This window comes from Azospirillum humicireducens, from assembly GCF_001639105.2.
In the GTDB taxonomy this organism is placed as follows: Bacteria; Pseudomonadota; Alphaproteobacteria; order Azospirillales; family Azospirillaceae; genus Azospirillum; species Azospirillum humicireducens.
Genome location: NZ_CP015285.1, coordinates 2,610,113 through 2,625,089, shown reverse-complemented (window position 1 = coordinate 2,625,089; position 14,977 = coordinate 2,610,113). Strand labels below are relative to the sequence as shown.

17 protein-coding genes are annotated in these 14,977 nt (G+C 67.5%); 5 read left to right on the top strand and 12 right to left on the bottom strand.

The window, feature by feature from the left end; all coding sequences use genetic code 11:
* Positions 1–75: 75 nt before the first annotated feature.
* Genes A6A40_RS12330 through hisB form a run of 7 tightly spaced genes read right to left on the bottom strand, consistent with a single transcriptional unit; the run spans position 76 to position 4,279 of the window.
* Entirely contained in the window at positions 76–444 is a 369-nt protein-coding gene (locus A6A40_RS12330) for a histidine triad nucleotide-binding protein (protein ID WP_063635648.1), read from the bottom strand.
* A 30-nt stretch (positions 445–474) separates the two neighbouring features.
* A complete protein-coding gene (locus tag A6A40_RS12325) occupies positions 475–855 on the bottom strand; it encodes a phosphoribosyl-ATP diphosphatase (RefSeq protein WP_063635647.1) in 381 nt (126 codons plus the stop codon).
* A complete protein-coding gene (gene hisF, locus A6A40_RS12320) occupies positions 848–1,633 on the bottom strand; it encodes an imidazole glycerol phosphate synthase subunit HisF (protein ID WP_063635646.1) in 786 nt (261 codons plus the stop codon). Before hisF ends, A6A40_RS12325 begins: the two co-directional genes overlap by 8 nt.
* Complete coding sequence (gene hisA, locus A6A40_RS12315; RefSeq protein ID WP_063635645.1) at positions 1,633–2,379, bottom strand: 1-(5-phosphoribosyl)-5-[(5-phosphoribosylamino)methylideneamino]imidazole-4-carboxamide isomerase; 747 nt, start codon at positions 2,377–2,379, stop codon at positions 1,633–1,635. The genes hisF and hisA overlap by 1 nt, the downstream gene beginning before the upstream one ends.
* Positions 2,380–2,409: 30 nt before the next feature.
* On the bottom strand, positions 2,410–2,952 hold the full coding sequence (locus tag A6A40_RS12310) for a GNAT family N-acetyltransferase (RefSeq protein ID WP_063635644.1): 543 nt from the start codon (positions 2,950–2,952) through the stop codon (positions 2,410–2,412).
* A gap of 4 nt (positions 2,953–2,956) precedes the next feature.
* A complete protein-coding gene (hisH, locus tag A6A40_RS12305; protein WP_063635643.1) occupies positions 2,957–3,601 on the bottom strand; it encodes an imidazole glycerol phosphate synthase subunit HisH in 645 nt (214 codons plus the stop codon).
* Positions 3,602–3,655: 54 nt separating this feature from the next.
* The gene (gene hisB / locus A6A40_RS12300; protein WP_044550958.1) at positions 3,656–4,279 is read right to left on the bottom strand and encodes an imidazoleglycerol-phosphate dehydratase HisB; all 624 of its coding nucleotides are present in this window, start codon (positions 4,277–4,279) and stop codon (positions 3,656–3,658) included.
* Positions 4,280–4,414: 135 nt separating this feature from the next.
* On the opposite strand from hisB, the gene A6A40_RS12295 reads away from it, so the two are divergent.
* The 3 genes from A6A40_RS12295 to hslU all read left to right on the top strand — a co-directional run bounded on the left by A6A40_RS12295 (position 4,415) and on the right by hslU (position 7,983).
* Positions 4,415–5,968, top strand: a complete 1,554-nt coding sequence (locus tag A6A40_RS12295; RefSeq protein ID WP_063635642.1) for a serine protease family protein — start codon at positions 4,415–4,417, stop codon at positions 5,966–5,968.
* 99 nt (positions 5,969–6,067) lie between these two features.
* Positions 6,068–6,631 carry an ATP-dependent protease subunit HslV gene (gene hslV, locus A6A40_RS12290; protein ID WP_063635641.1) on the top strand — a complete coding sequence of 188 codons (564 nt, stop codon included), beginning with the start codon at positions 6,068–6,070 and terminating at the stop codon, positions 6,629–6,631.
* A 5-nt stretch (positions 6,632–6,636) separates the two neighbouring features.
* Positions 6,637–7,983 (top strand): ATP-dependent protease ATPase subunit HslU, encoded by a 1,347-nt coding sequence (gene hslU, locus A6A40_RS12285; protein WP_063635640.1) that lies wholly within the window; start codon positions 6,637–6,639, stop codon positions 7,981–7,983.
* Between the two features lie 50 nt (positions 7,984–8,033).
* On the opposite strand, the gene mltA is transcribed toward hslU, so the two are convergent.
* On the bottom strand, positions 8,034–9,248 hold the full coding sequence (gene mltA, locus A6A40_RS12280) for a murein transglycosylase A (RefSeq protein ID WP_063635639.1): 1,215 nt from the start codon (positions 9,246–9,248) through the stop codon (positions 8,034–8,036).
* Positions 9,248–9,928 (bottom strand): Tim44/TimA family putative adaptor protein, encoded by a 681-nt coding sequence (locus A6A40_RS12275; protein WP_063636265.1) that lies wholly within the window; start codon positions 9,926–9,928, stop codon positions 9,248–9,250. Before A6A40_RS12275 ends, mltA begins: the two co-directional genes overlap by 1 nt.
* A gap of 247 nt (positions 9,929–10,175) precedes the next feature.
* Between A6A40_RS12275 and A6A40_RS12270 the strand changes: the two genes are divergently transcribed.
* Both A6A40_RS12270 and secB read left to right on the top strand, forming a co-directional pair.
* Positions 10,176–10,799: an FxsA family protein gene (locus tag A6A40_RS12270; RefSeq protein ID WP_063635638.1), complete on the top strand. Its 624-nt coding sequence runs from the start codon at positions 10,176–10,178 to the stop codon at positions 10,797–10,799.
* 184 nt (positions 10,800–10,983) lie between these two features.
* A complete protein-coding gene (secB, locus tag A6A40_RS12265; RefSeq protein WP_063635637.1) occupies positions 10,984–11,472 on the top strand; it encodes a protein-export chaperone SecB in 489 nt (162 codons plus the stop codon).
* A 256-nt stretch (positions 11,473–11,728) separates the two neighbouring features.
* On the opposite strand, the gene rho is transcribed toward secB, so the two are convergent.
* From rho to hemH, 3 genes are all read right to left on the bottom strand, one after another.
* Entirely contained in the window at positions 11,729–12,985 is a 1,257-nt protein-coding gene (gene rho / locus A6A40_RS12260) for a transcription termination factor Rho (RefSeq protein ID WP_014249179.1), read from the bottom strand.
* Positions 12,986–13,366: 381 nt separating this feature from the next.
* On the bottom strand, positions 13,367–13,795 hold the full coding sequence (hemJ, locus tag A6A40_RS12255; RefSeq protein ID WP_082860803.1) for a protoporphyrinogen oxidase HemJ: 429 nt from the start codon (positions 13,793–13,795) through the stop codon (positions 13,367–13,369).
* Positions 13,796–13,822: 27 nt separating this feature from the next.
* Positions 13,823–14,938, bottom strand: a complete 1,116-nt coding sequence (gene hemH, locus A6A40_RS12250) for a ferrochelatase (protein WP_063635636.1) — start codon at positions 14,936–14,938, stop codon at positions 13,823–13,825.
* Positions 14,939–14,977: the final 39 nt, after the last annotated feature.

The window sequence follows — 14,977 nt, the reverse complement described above, 5'->3', positions numbered from 1 at the left end:
ACCGGATGCCCCCTCCCCGACCCTCCCCCACCTTCGGTGGGAGAGGGGGCAAAACGCTGAACGCCAAACGCGCCCTCAAGCCTTCCCGATCATCCGCCCCAGGTCGCGCCCGGCGAACAGGTGGATATGCAGGTGGGGCACTTCCTGATGCGCGGCCTCACCGCAGTTGGACAGGATGCGGTAGCCGGGGCCGTCGGCACCGACCATGCGTGCGACCTCGCCCACCGCGCGGAACAGGCCGGCGATCTCGGCCTCCGACGCCTTGGCGGTGAAATCGTCCATATCGGTGTAGGCGCCCTTCGGGATCACCAGCACATGGGTTGGCGTCTGCGGGTCGATGTCGTGGAAGGCAAGCGCGTACTCGGTCTCGTGCACCTTCCTGCACGGGATCTCGCCGCGCAGGATGCGGGCGAACACGTTGCTGTCGTCATAGCTCTTGGCCATCGCATGCGTCCTCTTGCTGGGGAATCCCGCTCAAACCTTGCGGGACTTCTTTTCGTCGATGCCGCTGGTGCCCTCGCGCTGGGCGAGCTTGCTCCAGACATCCGCCGGATCCAGCCCGAGATCGGCCCACAGCACCAGCAGGTGATAGAGCAGATCGGCGGATTCCGCGGCCAGCGCCGCCTTGTCGCCGCGCACCGCCTCCAGGATCGCCTCCACCGCCTCCTCGCCCACCTTCTGGGCGATCTTGGCGGTGCCGCGGCTGTAGAGCTTCGCGGTGTAGGAAGTCTCCGGATCCGCGCCCTTGCGGGCCTGGACGGTGGCAAACAGCCGGTCGAGCACCTCGGCGCCCAGAGCCGGCGCCCGTTCGGCAGCCTTCTCCGCCGCCTTTTCAGCCGACTTCTTGTCAGCCATTTGCCGCCTCCAACGTCCGGGCCGGACGCACCGGAATGCCGGCAGCGCTGAGAGCGGCTTTGGCCTGACCGATGGTGTAGGTGCCGAAATGGAAGATCGAGGCGGCGAGCACCGCGGTGGCGTGCCCCTCGCGGATGCCCTCCACCAGATGGTCGAGCGTGCCGACGCCGCCCGACGCGATCACCGGGATGCGGATCGAATCCGCCACGGTACGCGTCAGCTCCAGGTCGAAGCCGCTCTTGGTGCCGTCGCGGTCCATCGAGGTCAGCAGGATTTCGCCCGCGCCCAGCGATTCCATCCGCTTGGCCCATTCCACCGCGTCGATGCCGGTGGCGTTGCGGCCGCCATGGGTGAAGACCTCCCACTTGCCGGGAGCCACCTTCTTGGCGTCGATGGCGACGACGATGCACTGGGCGCCGAATTTCTCGGCACCCTCTCGGACGAACTCCGGACGATGAATCGCCGCGGTGTTGATCGACACCTTGTCGGCGCCGGCCAGCAGCAGCTTGCGGATGTCGTCCACCGTGCGCACGCCGCCGCCGACGGTCAGCGGCATGAAGACCTGCTCCGCCGTCCGCCGCACCACGTCGAAGATGGTGTCGCGGTTCTCGTGGCTGGCGGTGATGTCGAGGAAGGTCAGCTCGTCCGCGCCTTCACGGTCGTAGACGCGGGCCTGTTCCACCGGGTCGCCGGCATCGACCAGATCGACGAAATTGACCCCCTTCACCACCCGGCCGTCCTTGACGTCCAGGCAGGGGATGACACGCATCTTCAGCATCAGTCGGCGTCCTCGACGGCGGTGGCGGAGAGCAGGGCCAGCGCCTCCTTGGGGTCGATCCGGCCGTCATAGAGCGCACGGCCGCAGATCACGCCCTCGATCCCGGTGTCCTCCTCCAGCTTCAACGCCTTCAGGTCGTCGATTGAAGAGACGCCGCCCGACGCGATGACCGGGGTGGTCAGGTGGAAGGCGAGGTCGGAGGTGGACTCGACATTCACGCCGCCCATGGCACCGTCGCGGTTGATGTCGGTGTAGATGATGGCGGCGACGCCGCAATCCTCGAACTTCAGCGCCAGATCCAGCGCCTTGATGTCGGAGGTCTCGGCCCAGCCCGCCACGGCGACATAGCCCTCGCGCGCGTCGATACCCACCGCGATCCTGCCCGGAAACTCACGGCAGGCAGCCTTGACCAGATCCGGGTCACGCAGGGCCACCGTGCCCAGGATGACGCGGCTGATGCCCTTTTCCAGCCACATCCCGATGGTGGTCAGGTCGCGGATGCCGCCGCCGAGCTGGACCGGAATGGTGACGGATTTCAGGATGCTTTCGACCGCGGCACCGTTCACCGGCTTGCCTTCGAAGGCGCCGTTGAGGTCGACCAGATGCAGCCATTCGAAGCCCTGGCTCTGGAACAGGCGGGCCTGTTCGCCGGGATCGGTGTTAAAGACCGTGGCCTGGCTCATCTCGCCGCGCAGCAGGCGGACGCAGGCACCGTCCTTGAGGTCGATGGCGGGGTAGATGATCATCGCGGGCGTCGTCCTATGGCTTGCTGGCGGTTATTGGGCGGGCGGCTGGGGGGCAGGCTGAAGGTCTTTGCAGTAGAAATGTCCGGCGAGCGGCTTGCCCTGCACCAGCGCATAGAAGGGATGGGTTCCCCAGCGCCTGAAGCCGAGCGATTCATAGAGCGCGATGGCCGCCTCCTGCGTCACGCGGACGTCCAGATTCAGCACCCGGAACCCGGCGCTGCAGGCTTCGTCCATCACCGCCATGGTCAGCCGGCGGGCGAGGCCGTGGCCGCGCGCCCAGGGAGCGACGAAGCTGGTGGTCAGCTGGGCGGCGTGGGCCTGCGCCTCGTTGTTGCGCGGCGGCTTGACCAGCTGGGCGGATCCGGCCACCACCCCGTCGAGGCGGGCAACGAACAGCACCCGTTCCGGCACCACCAGCACACCCTTCCAGAACCGCTCCATCACGTCGCGTGGCGGCGGCTCGACCCAGCCGAAGCCGCCGCCGGCCCGGATGGCGTCGTCGGCCGCGTCGCAGAGGTCATGCAGGTCGGCGGTTTTCAGCGCATCGACCTTGTCGATGGCGATCTCTGCCATCGCGTCAGACCTTCCAGCGCAGGAAGTTGGCGATCAGCGCCAGACCCGTCGCCTGGCTCTTCTCCGGGTGAAATTGGGTGCCGACCAGATTGTCGCGCCCGACCACCGCGGCGAACGGGCCGCCATAGTCGGCCGACGCGATCAGCGTGGCGGGATCGGCCAGCTTGAACTGGTAGGAATGGACGAAATAGGCATGCGCGCCCTCCGGCAGCCCGGCGAGGACCGGGTGCGGATGGCGGATGTTCAGCTCGTTCCAGCCCATATGCGGGATTTTCAGGGCCGGATCCGCCGGCTCCAGCTTCACCACCTCGCCCCGGATCCAGCCCAGCCCCTCGGTCACGCCATATTCGCGCCCGCGTTCGGCCATCAGCTGCATGCCGACGCAGATGCCCAGGAAGGGCCGGCCGCGGCGGTGCACCACCTCCTCCAGCGCCTCGAGCATGCCGGGAACCTCCGACAGGCCGCGCTTGCAGTCGGCGAAGGCGCCGACGCCGGGCAGGACCACGCGGTCGGCCCGGCGGACGGCATCGGCGTCGGAGGTGACGAGGACGGTGTAGGAGGCCTCGGCTTCGCCGGCCGCGCGCTCGATCGCCTTGGCGGCGGAGCGCAGGTTGCCGGAGCCGTAATCGATCAGCGCGACCGTTTCCATGGACGTGACAAACCTTCCGGTAGGACGGCGGAGGGGGACTTCAGGTCCCCGCCGTCAGAGCGATCCGCCGAGCGTGCCCTTGGTGGAGGGCACCGCATCGCGCTTGCGCGGGTCGATCTCCACCCCGGCGCGCAGCGCGCGGGCAAGCGCCTTGTAGCAGCTTTCCACGATGTGGTGGTTGTTCTCGCCATACAGGTTTTCGACGTGCAGCGTCACGCCGGCGGCCATGGCGAAGGCCTGGAACCACTCCCGGAACAGCTCGGTGTCGAAATCGCCGATCTTGTCGCGGGTGAAATTCACCTTCCAGATCAGATAGGGCCGGTTGGAGAAGTCCAGCGCCACCCGCGTCAGCGTCTCGTCCATCGGGACATAGGAATGGCCGTAGCGCTGGATGCCCTTGCGGTCGCCCAGCGCCTTCGCCACCGCCATGCCGATGGCGATGCCGGTATCCTCGGTCGTGTGGTGATAGTCGATGTGGAGGTCGCCGTCGGCCAGGACCGTCAGGTCCATCAGGCTGTGGCGCGACAGCTGTTCCAGCATATGGTCGAGGAAGCCGACCCCCGTCTTGACGTCATAGACGCCGGTGCCGTCAAGGTTCAGCGCGACCCGGATCCGGGTCTCTGTGGTGTTCCGCTCGATCGAGGCGCGGCGGCCGCCGTTGATGGGGGTCTGGTCCATGGCGATTTTGTAGCAGGAAGCATCCCTGCGCGCCAGCATCCGGCATGATTGATGCGCAGCCCGTCCATTCCGACGATTGTCCTGCAATGGTGTGCAGGGTACAGTTCCATACACTTCCTGCGTGCATATCCGCTTATGACGATCTTTCCGCGCCCGATCGCCGCAGCATTGTTGCTCTTTCTCGGCCTGCTGCCGGCCGGCTGCGGCGGTGGCCCCCCGCCCCCGCAGGCCGGCAGATCCGCCCCCCCGGTTGCTGCCGGAACCACCGCGCCCTTCCGCTTCGGCGAGCTTGCCATCGGATCGATGCGGCGGGGAATGCAGATCGGCCGCTATGTCTGGGGCATCGACTGCGCCCCGCCCTATGACGACGTTTATTGGACCAGCGGCGTCAACATGCGCCGGGGGTCGACCTTCGAGGAGCGGTTTGCCGAGGTGATGACCTCCGCCGGTTTCGACGTGGTCGGACGGCCCGGCGGTCCCGACAGCCCCGACGGCAACCGCAGCCGTGCCCGCTTCACCGTGCAGGGCGACCTGCGCGACGTACAGTTGGAGCTGTGCAACCGCGTCAACTGGCTGACCGGCAGCAGCAAGGGCAGTTCCGGCACCGGCAGCGTCAAGGTGGAATGGACGGTCTACGATGCGCGTGGCGGCGGGCTGGTCCACCGTCTCGTCACCACCGGCGTGACGACCCAGGAGCGCGGCGTGCCCCAGGGCGATACCATGTTGATGGAGGAGGCATTCGCCGCCGCGGTGGAGGCGCTCGCCGCCGACGCAGGCTTCCGCAACCTGCTGTCGGGCGGCACCCTGCCCGCCCCGGCAGCGGCGCCGGCAGCGCCGATGTCCCCGGCAACATCGGCCGGATCCGGGCCCATCCCGCTGGTTCCCGTGGCCGGTGTTCCCGTGCCGGGTCCGGCATCCCCGTCCCCGGCGGTCGGCCGTCTCCTGCTGCGGACCGGATCCGGGTCCGGCAGGGTCGCGGCGGCGCGGGTGGCTGTCGGCGGATCATCGGGCGCTTCCCACGGGTTCGTTATCGGCGAGACCGATGTGGCCGGCGAGGTGCAGGCCGTGCTGCTGGCTGCCCTCCCCGGATCCGATCCCACCGTCAGTGTCAGACCGGCACAGGGGGTGGAGCTGACAGGCTGGGTGATCGGACGCGACACGGCGAGCGGTTTTGCACTGGTGAAGGTGCCGGCGCGGCTGACTGCCCTTCCCGTCCGTACCGGGAGCCTGCACGTCAGCCAGCCGGTGCGGGCGGTCCCCGGCGGGCGAGGCAAGGAAATCGAGGGGATCATCGCCAGCCTGCGATCTGGAGAGAGCCGCGGAGCCACGCTGATCCAGGCGGATCTGGGCTCCGCCGCCCTGTTCACGGCGGTGACGGAGGCCGGCGATCCACTGCTCGATGGCGACGGGATGCTGATCGGCGTAGCAGCCGCTGCCGGTCGACCGGCCGCCACACCGGCCGGGCTGGTCGAGTTCCTGGCAATCGGTCCGCTGCTCGACCGGCTGGGGGCGGATCCGGCCGGGCCAAACGCATCTTCTCCGCCATCCAAACAGGATCGAATGGGCCGCAACACCGCCCGGACGGCGGACCGGAACCGGCTGGACCGCGGCATTCCGTCCGATCCCTGGGCGGAGGAGGGGGAGCTTGACGGTGATGTTCTTGACGGGGACCGCGCTCCTCCCACATAGACCGGATGCCCTGCCGCCGCGGCTCCAGGGACTTGCGCCCTGCAACGGTGCGCCTTTCCGGGGCAGCGGGCGGCTCCCCTTTTCCAGCATGGTTTGCGCATGACCTACCCAGCGTCCAATTCCCATGATCCCATCCAATGGCACGGCACCACCATCCTGTCGGTGCGCAAGAACGGTCAGGTGGTGATCGCCGGCGACGGGCAGGTCTCGGTCGGCCAGACGGTGATGAAGGCCAACGCGCGCAAGGTCCGCTGGCTGGCCGGCGGCACGGTGATGGCCGGCTTCGCCGGCGCCACCGCCGACGCGATGACCCTGTTCGAACGGCTGGAAGGCAAACTGGAGCAGTATCCCGGCCAGCTGACCCGCGCCTGCGTCGAGATGGCCAAGGACTGGCGCACCGACCGCTACCTGCGCCGGCTTGAGGCGATGATGGCGGTGGCCGACAAGAGCGTCAGCCTGGTGCTGACCGGCAACGGCGACGTGCTGGAGCCGGAGGACGGGCTGATCGGCATCGGTTCCGGCGGCTCCTATGCCCTGTCGGCCGCGCGCGCGCTGATCGACATCGACGGGATGGATGCGGAAGCCGTGGCGCGCAAGGCGATGAAGATCGCCGCCGGCATCTGCGTCTACACCAATGAAAACGTCACCCTGGAAAAGCTGTGAGCGCCATGACGATTCAGACCGCTTCCGTATCCGCCGACACCGCCGCCTTCAGCCCGCGCGAGATCGTCTCGGAGCTCGACCGCTACATCGTCGGCCAGAACGAGGCCAAGCGCGCGGTCGCCATCGCGCTGCGCAACCGCTGGCGCCGGCAGCAGCTGCCCGAGGGGTTGCGTGAAGAGGTGTTGCCGAAGAACATCCTGATGATCGGCCCGACCGGCGTCGGCAAGACCGAGATCGCCCGCCGCCTCGCCCGGCTGGCCCAGGCTCCCTTCCTGAAGGTGGAAGCCACCAAGTTCACCGAGGTCGGCTATGTCGGCCGCGACGTCGAGCAGATCGTCCGCGATCTGGTGGAAGCCGCCATCGGCCTGACCCGCGAGCGTCTGCGCAAGGAGGTCGCCGCCAAGGCTGAACTGCGTGCCGAGGAACGCGTGCTCGACGCGCTCTGCGGCGACAGCGCCAGTGCCGACACCCGCGCCAAGTTCCGCAAGATGCTGCGCGAGGGCACGCTGAACGACAAGGAGATCGAAATCCAGGTCGCCGACACCGGGGCGCCGGCCGGCATGCCGACCTTCGACATCCCCGGCGTGCCGGGCGGCCAGATGGGCATGCTGAACCTGAACGACATGTTCGGCAAGATGATGGGCGGCCGCACCAAGACCCGCCGCATGACGGTGGCCGAAAGCCACACCGTGCTGATGGCCGAGGAGTCCGACAAGCTGCTGGACCAGGAAAAGGTGGTGGCGGAGGCGATCCGCGCGGTCGAGCAGAACGGCATCGTCTTCCTCGACGAGATCGACAAGATCTCCGCCCGGTCGGATGCCCGCGGCGCCGATGTCAGCCGCGAGGGCGTCCAGCGCGACCTGCTGCCGCTGATCGAGGGCACCACGGTCTCGACCAAGCATGGGCCGGTGAAGACCGACCATGTCCTGTTCATCGCGTCGGGCGCGTTCCACATCGCCAAGCCGTCGGACCTGCTGCCCGAACTGCAGGGCCGCCTGCCGATCCGCGTCGAGCTGAAGGCGCTGAGCCAGGACGATTTCAAGCGCATCCTGACCGAGCCGGAAGCCAGCCTGATCCGCCAGTACAAGGCGCTGATGAAGACGGAGGAGGTCGATCTGGTCTTCACCGACGACAGCATCGACGAGCTGGCCCGGCTGGCGGCGGAGATCAACAGCTCGGTCGAGAACATCGGCGCGCGGCGACTGCACACCGTTCTGGAACGCCTGCTGGAAGAGATCAGCTTCGCCGCGAGCGACCGCGCCGGCGAGACCATCACCATCGACGCCGCCCTGGTGCGCGAGCGGGTCGGCGGGCTGGCGAAGAACGCGGATCTGTCGAAGTTCATCCTGTGACGCTGCGGGGGCGCACGCGTCGGGCGCCCCGCTTCACGTGAAACATTCCCCTACCCGCCGGCTGCCACCTTCACACTCTTCGGCAGCAGCAGCGCGTAGGTGCCACGGCTCTTCATCACCCCGGCCTTCTGTTCCGCCTCCGCCCCATGGCCCCAGAAGACGTCGCCGCGCACCGGCCCGCGGATGGCGCCGCCGGTGTCCTGGGCAATCAGCAGCCGCTGCAGCCGCTGCCGGCCGTCGAGCGGGTCCTCGGCATCCAGCCAGACCGGCGCGCCGTAGGGCATGAATTTGGAATCCACCGCCAGACTGCGCCCCGGCGTCAGGGCAACGCCCTGGGCACCGTTGGGACCGTCGCCGGTCAGCGGCTGGAAGAAGACATAGGACGGGTTGACGTTCATCACCCCGGCTGCCTGATCGGGATTGGCAAGCAGCCAAGCGCGGATGGTCTGGAGCGACACCTCCTCCCGCTTCAAATGCCCGCGGTCGATCAGCTCCTTGCCGATCGCAACGTATTTGTGGCCGTTCTGTGCGGCGTAGCCGACCCGCATCTCGCCGCCTTCCGCCAGCCGGATCCGCCCCGATCCCTGGATCTGCAGGAAGAAGGCGCCGATCGGGTCCTTCACCCAGACCAGTTCCAACCCCTTGCCCTTGAGCGAGCCGGAAACGATGGCGGCGCGATCCTCGTAGGGCTTCAGCCGGCCGTCGATCACCCGGCCGGCGGTGCGTTCGCCCCGCCAGCGGTCGGAGAAGTCGCCGAGATCGACCATCACCAGATCCGGCGGCCGGCGGTAGAGCGGCACGGGATAGGCCGGATCCGGCCGGCGGCTGCCCTCCAGCTCGGCTTCGTAATAGCCGGTGAACAGCCCTTCCCGCGTGCCGTTGTTGCCGGAGGCATAGGGAATGAAGTTGGCTTCAAAGAACGCGCGGGCGGCATCGTCGCCGGGCGGCAGATCCGCCAGTTGGGCGCAAGGACCCTGCCAGTCGCCGACGGTCCCAGCCACACCGTTCGGCCCGACCGGCCTGTCCGCCGGCAGCGTCCTGAAACGGGCGCAGGAACGGGCGAGCGCCGGGATTGCCTGGGCGACCGCATCGCTCCGCCAACCCGGAAGCTCGGCGAAGCTCAGCGGTGCCAGCGTCAAGGCGTCGGGCGGCGGCTTGGCCTCCTCCCGCTTCGCTTCGTCCTTCGGCGTGCAGGCCGAAAACAGCAACGCCACCGCCCCGAAGAGGGCGATGGCGCTGAATGCGGTACGATGACGGAGGGTCATTACTGAACCGGACGCACCTCGACCAGCGACCAGTTCGGATCGCGCGAGCGGATGTTTCGGGCGAAGGTCCAGATGTCGACGTTCTCCACCAGCTCCTTGGGATCGCCGTCGATCACAGTGCCATTGCGGTCGCGCACGACATTGACCTGATCGGTGACCAGACGGACGGTGACCAGGGCGGTGCGGCCGGCATCCAGCTTGGCCTCCACCACCTCGGCCTCGCGCACGAACTCGATGCGGGCCTCGTGCTGCTCGCCGGCGGCCTGACGGTCGCGGATGACGCGGGCAAAGCTCTCATAGACGTCGTCGGCCAGCAGCGGGCGCAAGGTCGCGGTGTCGCCGCGGGCGAAGGCATCGACGATCATGGCGAAAGCGGCCTTGGAGCCTTCCAGAAAATGCTTCTCGTCGAAGGTCGGGTCGGCAGCCCGGAGCTGGTCGATGGAAGCGGCCAGCGACAACGGCTCGTCCGGGGAGACTGCGACATCGGGACGCGGCCGGTTGCGTTCCGGCAGGGGCACGACATTGTCGGGCTTTGCGGTGTTCGGGGCGGGGGTGAACGGGTTGGGGCGCTGACGCTCCTCCCCCGTCCGGCGGCCCAGGACGCTGCGCAGCCGATAGACGAGGAAGGCCGCGATCATCGCGAAGATCACGATCTCGATGAACACGAACCCGTCTCCCATCATCTGTTCCTTCCAACGACTTGAGCGATTTGACCTGCGGAAGCGGCCTTGATATTGCGGATCCGGTGGACGGTTCCGGCGGTGGCCGCGGCGTCACCGCCTGCTCCCCCCTGGACCTTGCGGATGGGCGGCATTACGTGTTGCCTGCCCGTTACAAACCGCCATCCCGGATGGAGCCGCCGGCCTTTCGACCGGACGACCTATCCAAACCTAGATAGGGGCAGCGAGCCCGAAGAGCAAGGACACCATGAATCCCCTGCTGTTGATCCTTCTTCTGCCGATCCTGGAGATCGTCGGATTCATCCAGGTCGGCGACTGGATCGGCGCCGGGCCGACCATCGGGCTGCTCGCCCTGTCGGCGGTGGTGGGCGTGCTGCTGGTCCGCCACCGCGGCCTGTCGTCGCTGACCCGTGCGCAGGCCGCGGCGGCCCGCGGAGAGGCGCCGATCGGCACGGTACTCGACGGCTTCTGTGCCGTGCTGGCCGGCATTCTGCTGATCATCCCCGGCTTCCTCACAGACATGCTGGGACTGGCCCTGCTGATCGGTCCGCTGCGCCGGGGCATCGGCCGCTGGCTGCTCGGCCGGATCGGGGCCGGCATGCCGGTCTTCACCACCATGGGCGGAACCGACGCCGGCGGTAGCTCCGGCTTCGGTGGCGGCTTCGGAAGAGAGGGCTTCGGCGAGCCGGGATTCGGAGCCAGCGATTCCCGCCGTGCCGACGATCCCTTCCGCCCCGCGCCCGGCGTGATCGACGTGGATTACCGCGACGTCACGCCCGGAGACGGGAATGGCGATGGAAAGGCGGAAGGCGACGCGCCACGGCTGACCGATTCCCAATGGGGGAAGCATCGCCCGGATGAGCGGCGCTGAGCCGCCGGATCGCCGGTGGTTTCCGTTGGCAGGACGGCCGATCCGTGATAGCCAGCCCACTGGGCGAAGGCACAACCGTCGCGAACCAAACCCTGTCACCCCACATCCGGGTCGGCCAGCCGCCCCTGCCCTGCCCCAAACCGGGAGAAGGGCCGGGAGGAAGGCCGGCGATTAGGAGTCCGTTATGTCCGATCAGATGAGCAACGGCGCCGAGCAGCAGCAGGCGTCCTCGCTGCCGATGCATGTCCTCGCGCAGTATGTGAAGGACCTGTCGTTCGAGAACCCCAACGCCCCGCAGAGCCTGCTGCCCAACCAGCCGCAGCCGCAGGTGAATATCGGCGTCGACGTCCAGGGTCAGAAGGTTGGCGAGGACATCTACGAGCTGACTCTGAACCTGCGCTGCGAAGCCCGCCAGGGCGAGGCCGTGGCCTTCCTGGTCGAGCTGTCCTATGGCGCCCTGTTCCAGTTCCCCGGCCTGCCGGAAGAGCATCACCGCCCGGTCCTGATGATCGAAGGCGCCCGGATGATCTTCCCGTTCGCCCGCGCCATCGTGTCCAGCGCGACCCGCGAAGGCGGCTTCCCGCCGCTGATGATCAACCCGATCGACTTCGCCGAGCTGTATCACCGCCAGTCGGCCCAGCAAGCCGAACAGCCGCAGCAGCCGCCGTTCTGATCAGGGTTTCCGATCCCAGGCGGATCGGACAGAGCCGAAAAGAGAAAGGGCGGGTGGCCGAAAGGCCCCCGCCCTTTTTTGTGCGCTGTCCGAACCGCTTGTCACTTCTCTCAGCCGTCATTCCCGCGAAGGCGGGAATCCAGGGCTTTCCGAAGCAGCATCTCCGGAAAACCTGGATCCCCGCCTTCGCGGGGATGACGCTTCCTGAAAGTCCAGGCCAAAGACCGGCGGATCCGGCCCCGGATCCGGCGCGGCCTTACTGGTTCATGCTTTCGAAGAACTCGTTGTTCGACTTGGTGTGCTTCAGCTTGTCGACCAGGAAGTCGACCGCATCGGTCACGCCCATCGGCATCAGGATGCGGCGCAGGATCCACATCTTCGACATGGTGCCCTTGTCGACCAGCAGCTCCTCCTTGCGGGTGCCCGACTTGGAGATGTCGATGGCCGGGAAGGTGCGCTTGTCGGAGAGCTTGCGGTCCAGCACGATTTCCGAGTTGCCGGTGCCCTTGAACTCTTCGAAGATCACCTCGTCCATGCGGCTGCCGGTGTCGATCAGCGCGGTGGCGATGATGGTCAGCGACCCGCCCTCCTCCACGTTGCGGGCGGCGCCGAAGAAGCGCTTAGGCCGCTGCAGGGCGTTTGCGTCGACACCGCCGGTCAGCACCTTGCCGGAGCTCGGCACCACCGTGTTGTAGGCGCGGGCCAGACGGGTGATGCTGTCCAGCAGGATCACCACGTCGCGCTTGTGCTCGACCAGCCGCTTGGCCTTCTCGATCACCATTTCGGCGACCTGGACGTGGCGGGTGGCCGGTTCGTCGAAGGTGGAACTGATGACCTCGCCGCGGACCGAGCGCGCCATGTCCGTCACTTCTTCCGGACGCTCGTCGATCAGCAGGACGATCAGATAGGCTTCGGGGTGGTTGGTGGCGACCGAATGGGCGATGTTCTGCAGCATCACCGTCTTGCCGGTGCGCGGCGGTGCCACGATCAGCCCGCGCTGTCCCTTGCCGAGCGGCGCCACCAGGTCGACGATGCGGCCGGTGAGGTTCTTCTTCGTGGGGTCTTCAACCTCCATCCGGATGCGTTCCTCCGGATAGAGCGGCGTCAGGTTGTCGAAGTTGATGCGGTGACGGACCTTGTCGGGCGCATCGAAATTGATGGTGTTGACCTTCAGCAGGGCGAAGTAGCGCTCACCATCCTTGGGCGAGCGGATCTGCCCTTCCACCGTGTCGCCGGTGCGCAGGCCGAAACGGCGCACCTGGCTGGGGCTGACGTAGATGTCGTCGGGACCCGGCAGATAGTTGGCTTCCGGCGAGCGCAGGAAACCGAACCCGTCCTGCAGCACCTCCAAAACGCCGTCGCCGAAGATCGGAATGTCGTTCTCGGCCAGCTGCTTCAGGATCGCGAACATCATGTCCTGCTTGCGCAGCGTGCTCGCGTTCTCGATCTGCAGCTCCTCCGCGAACGCCAGCAGTTCGGCGGGGCTTTTGCACTTCAGCTCTTGGAGATGCATCGGATTGCCTGTGAAATCGTCATGCGGGGGAGTGGCCTTTGGGGTAGGGGAAGTGCCTGGAATCCCGGCCGACGGCGGTTGGGGGCGGCGGGAGCCGCAACGCGGTCGCGTCGGGTGGGCAGCGGGTGGCGCTTGGACGATCACGCGCCAGGGCGTCCGGAAAATGGTCGCACGGGAGCGGGTCGCCAGCCACCAGGCCCGGCTCAAGAACAGAGCGTCGGATCGGCAGATGTGGGCGTGGGAGGCCGCGGGGCGAAAACCCCGTGGTCCTGACATGGTTATCGGATCGGCGGGCGCAAGTCAAACGAAAGCGAAACCCGCGTCGGTCGCGGATTCCGCTTTTTCCGGGGTGTGGAAGACAGCTCGTTCACGGGCAGCCGGTCAGAAGGGCTTCACGATCACGAAGATCACGATGCCGATCATCAGCAGAGTCGGCACCTCGTTGGCGATGCGGTAGAAGCGCTGCGGCCGCGTGTTGCGGTCCTCGGCGAACTCCCGGCGCCACTTGGCCATCATCATGTGGCTGGCAGTCAGCAGAAGGACGAACAGCAGCTTGGCATGCAGCCATCCCTGCTTCATCCATTCCGGCGTCAGCACGATCATGGCGATGCCGAACACGTACGCCGCGATCATCGCCGGGTTCATGATGGCGCGCAGCAGGCGGCGTTCCATCACCTTGAATCGTTCCGACATGTCGGATCCGGCCGGCACCTCGCAGTGATAGACGAACAGGCGCGGCAGGTACAGCAGTCCCGCCATCCAGGCGATGATGCTGATGACGTGCAGCGCTTTGATCCATTCGTACAGCACCGGGTGTGTCCCCTCTCTGGTTGCGGTTCAGCGCCGCGCCTGCGGGCAGCCGGGGAAGTTGGGTGGGCAGATCCGGTCCCCGTTGTGGGCGCAGACCGCCGCCTTGCCCGCGACCGTCTGCCGCACCAGCCGGGCCAGCCCGTCGATGAAGCCGGGATGCACCCCCACCGTCGGGACTCGGGTGAAGTGCGGCACCCCCGCCTCCTTGGCCAAATGCCGGTATTCGATCTCGATTTCCACCAGCGTTTCGGAATGCTCCGAGACGAACGCCATCGGAACCACCAGGATCGGCACTCCGTCCTGCCCGGCCCGGCGGATCTCGGCGTCGGTGCTGGGGCCGATCCACTCCATCGGGCCGACGCGGCTCTGATAGCAGTTCACCCAATCCAGATGCTCGATTCCCAGCGCCGCGGCGATGGATTCGGCGGTCCGCTCGCACTGCCACTGATAGGGGTCGCCGCCGGCCACCACCTTCTTCGGCAGCCCGTGGGCGGAGAACAGGACGCGCGGCGTGCCATGGGCCTTGGCGGCCTCGTACAGCGGGCGGATCAGGTCCGCCGACGCGTCGATGAAGCCGGCCTGGGTCGGGTAGCAGCACAGCAGCCTGGTCGGCGCCGTCAGCCCGACGGTCTTCGCCGTCTCGTGCCAGACCTTTGCGCTGGAGGCCGTGGTGGTGGTGGAGAATTGCGGATAGAGCGGCAGAAGCACCACCAGATCCGGGTCATAGGCTTTCACCCGTGCCGCCGTCTCGGCACTCATCGGATGCCAGTAGCGCATGGCGATGAAGACCTTGGTCTCCGCCCCGTCAGCCGCCGGCTCCGCCCCCGGATCTGCCCCGAGCGCCGCCTCCAGCGCCGCGGCCTGGGCCTCCGTGTTCTCCAGCAGCGGCGACTTGCCGCCGAGCTGGGCGTAGATCTCCGTCGCCGGCTTCGCCCGCCGCCCGCTGATCAGGCTGGCAATCAGGAAACGGAAGGGGTTCGGCAGCCGGATGATGGCCGGATCCGCGAACAGGTTGAACAGAAAGGGCCGCACCGCCTCCGGCGCGTCGGGGCCGCCAAGGTTGAACAGCACGACGGCCACGCGGCGCGGCCGGCTGCCGGAAAGGGATTGCGAGGCGGAGGTCTTGGGAGAGGGCTGGCTCATGGTGACCGCTAAACTGGAGCGTCGCCGTCCCTCTGTCCA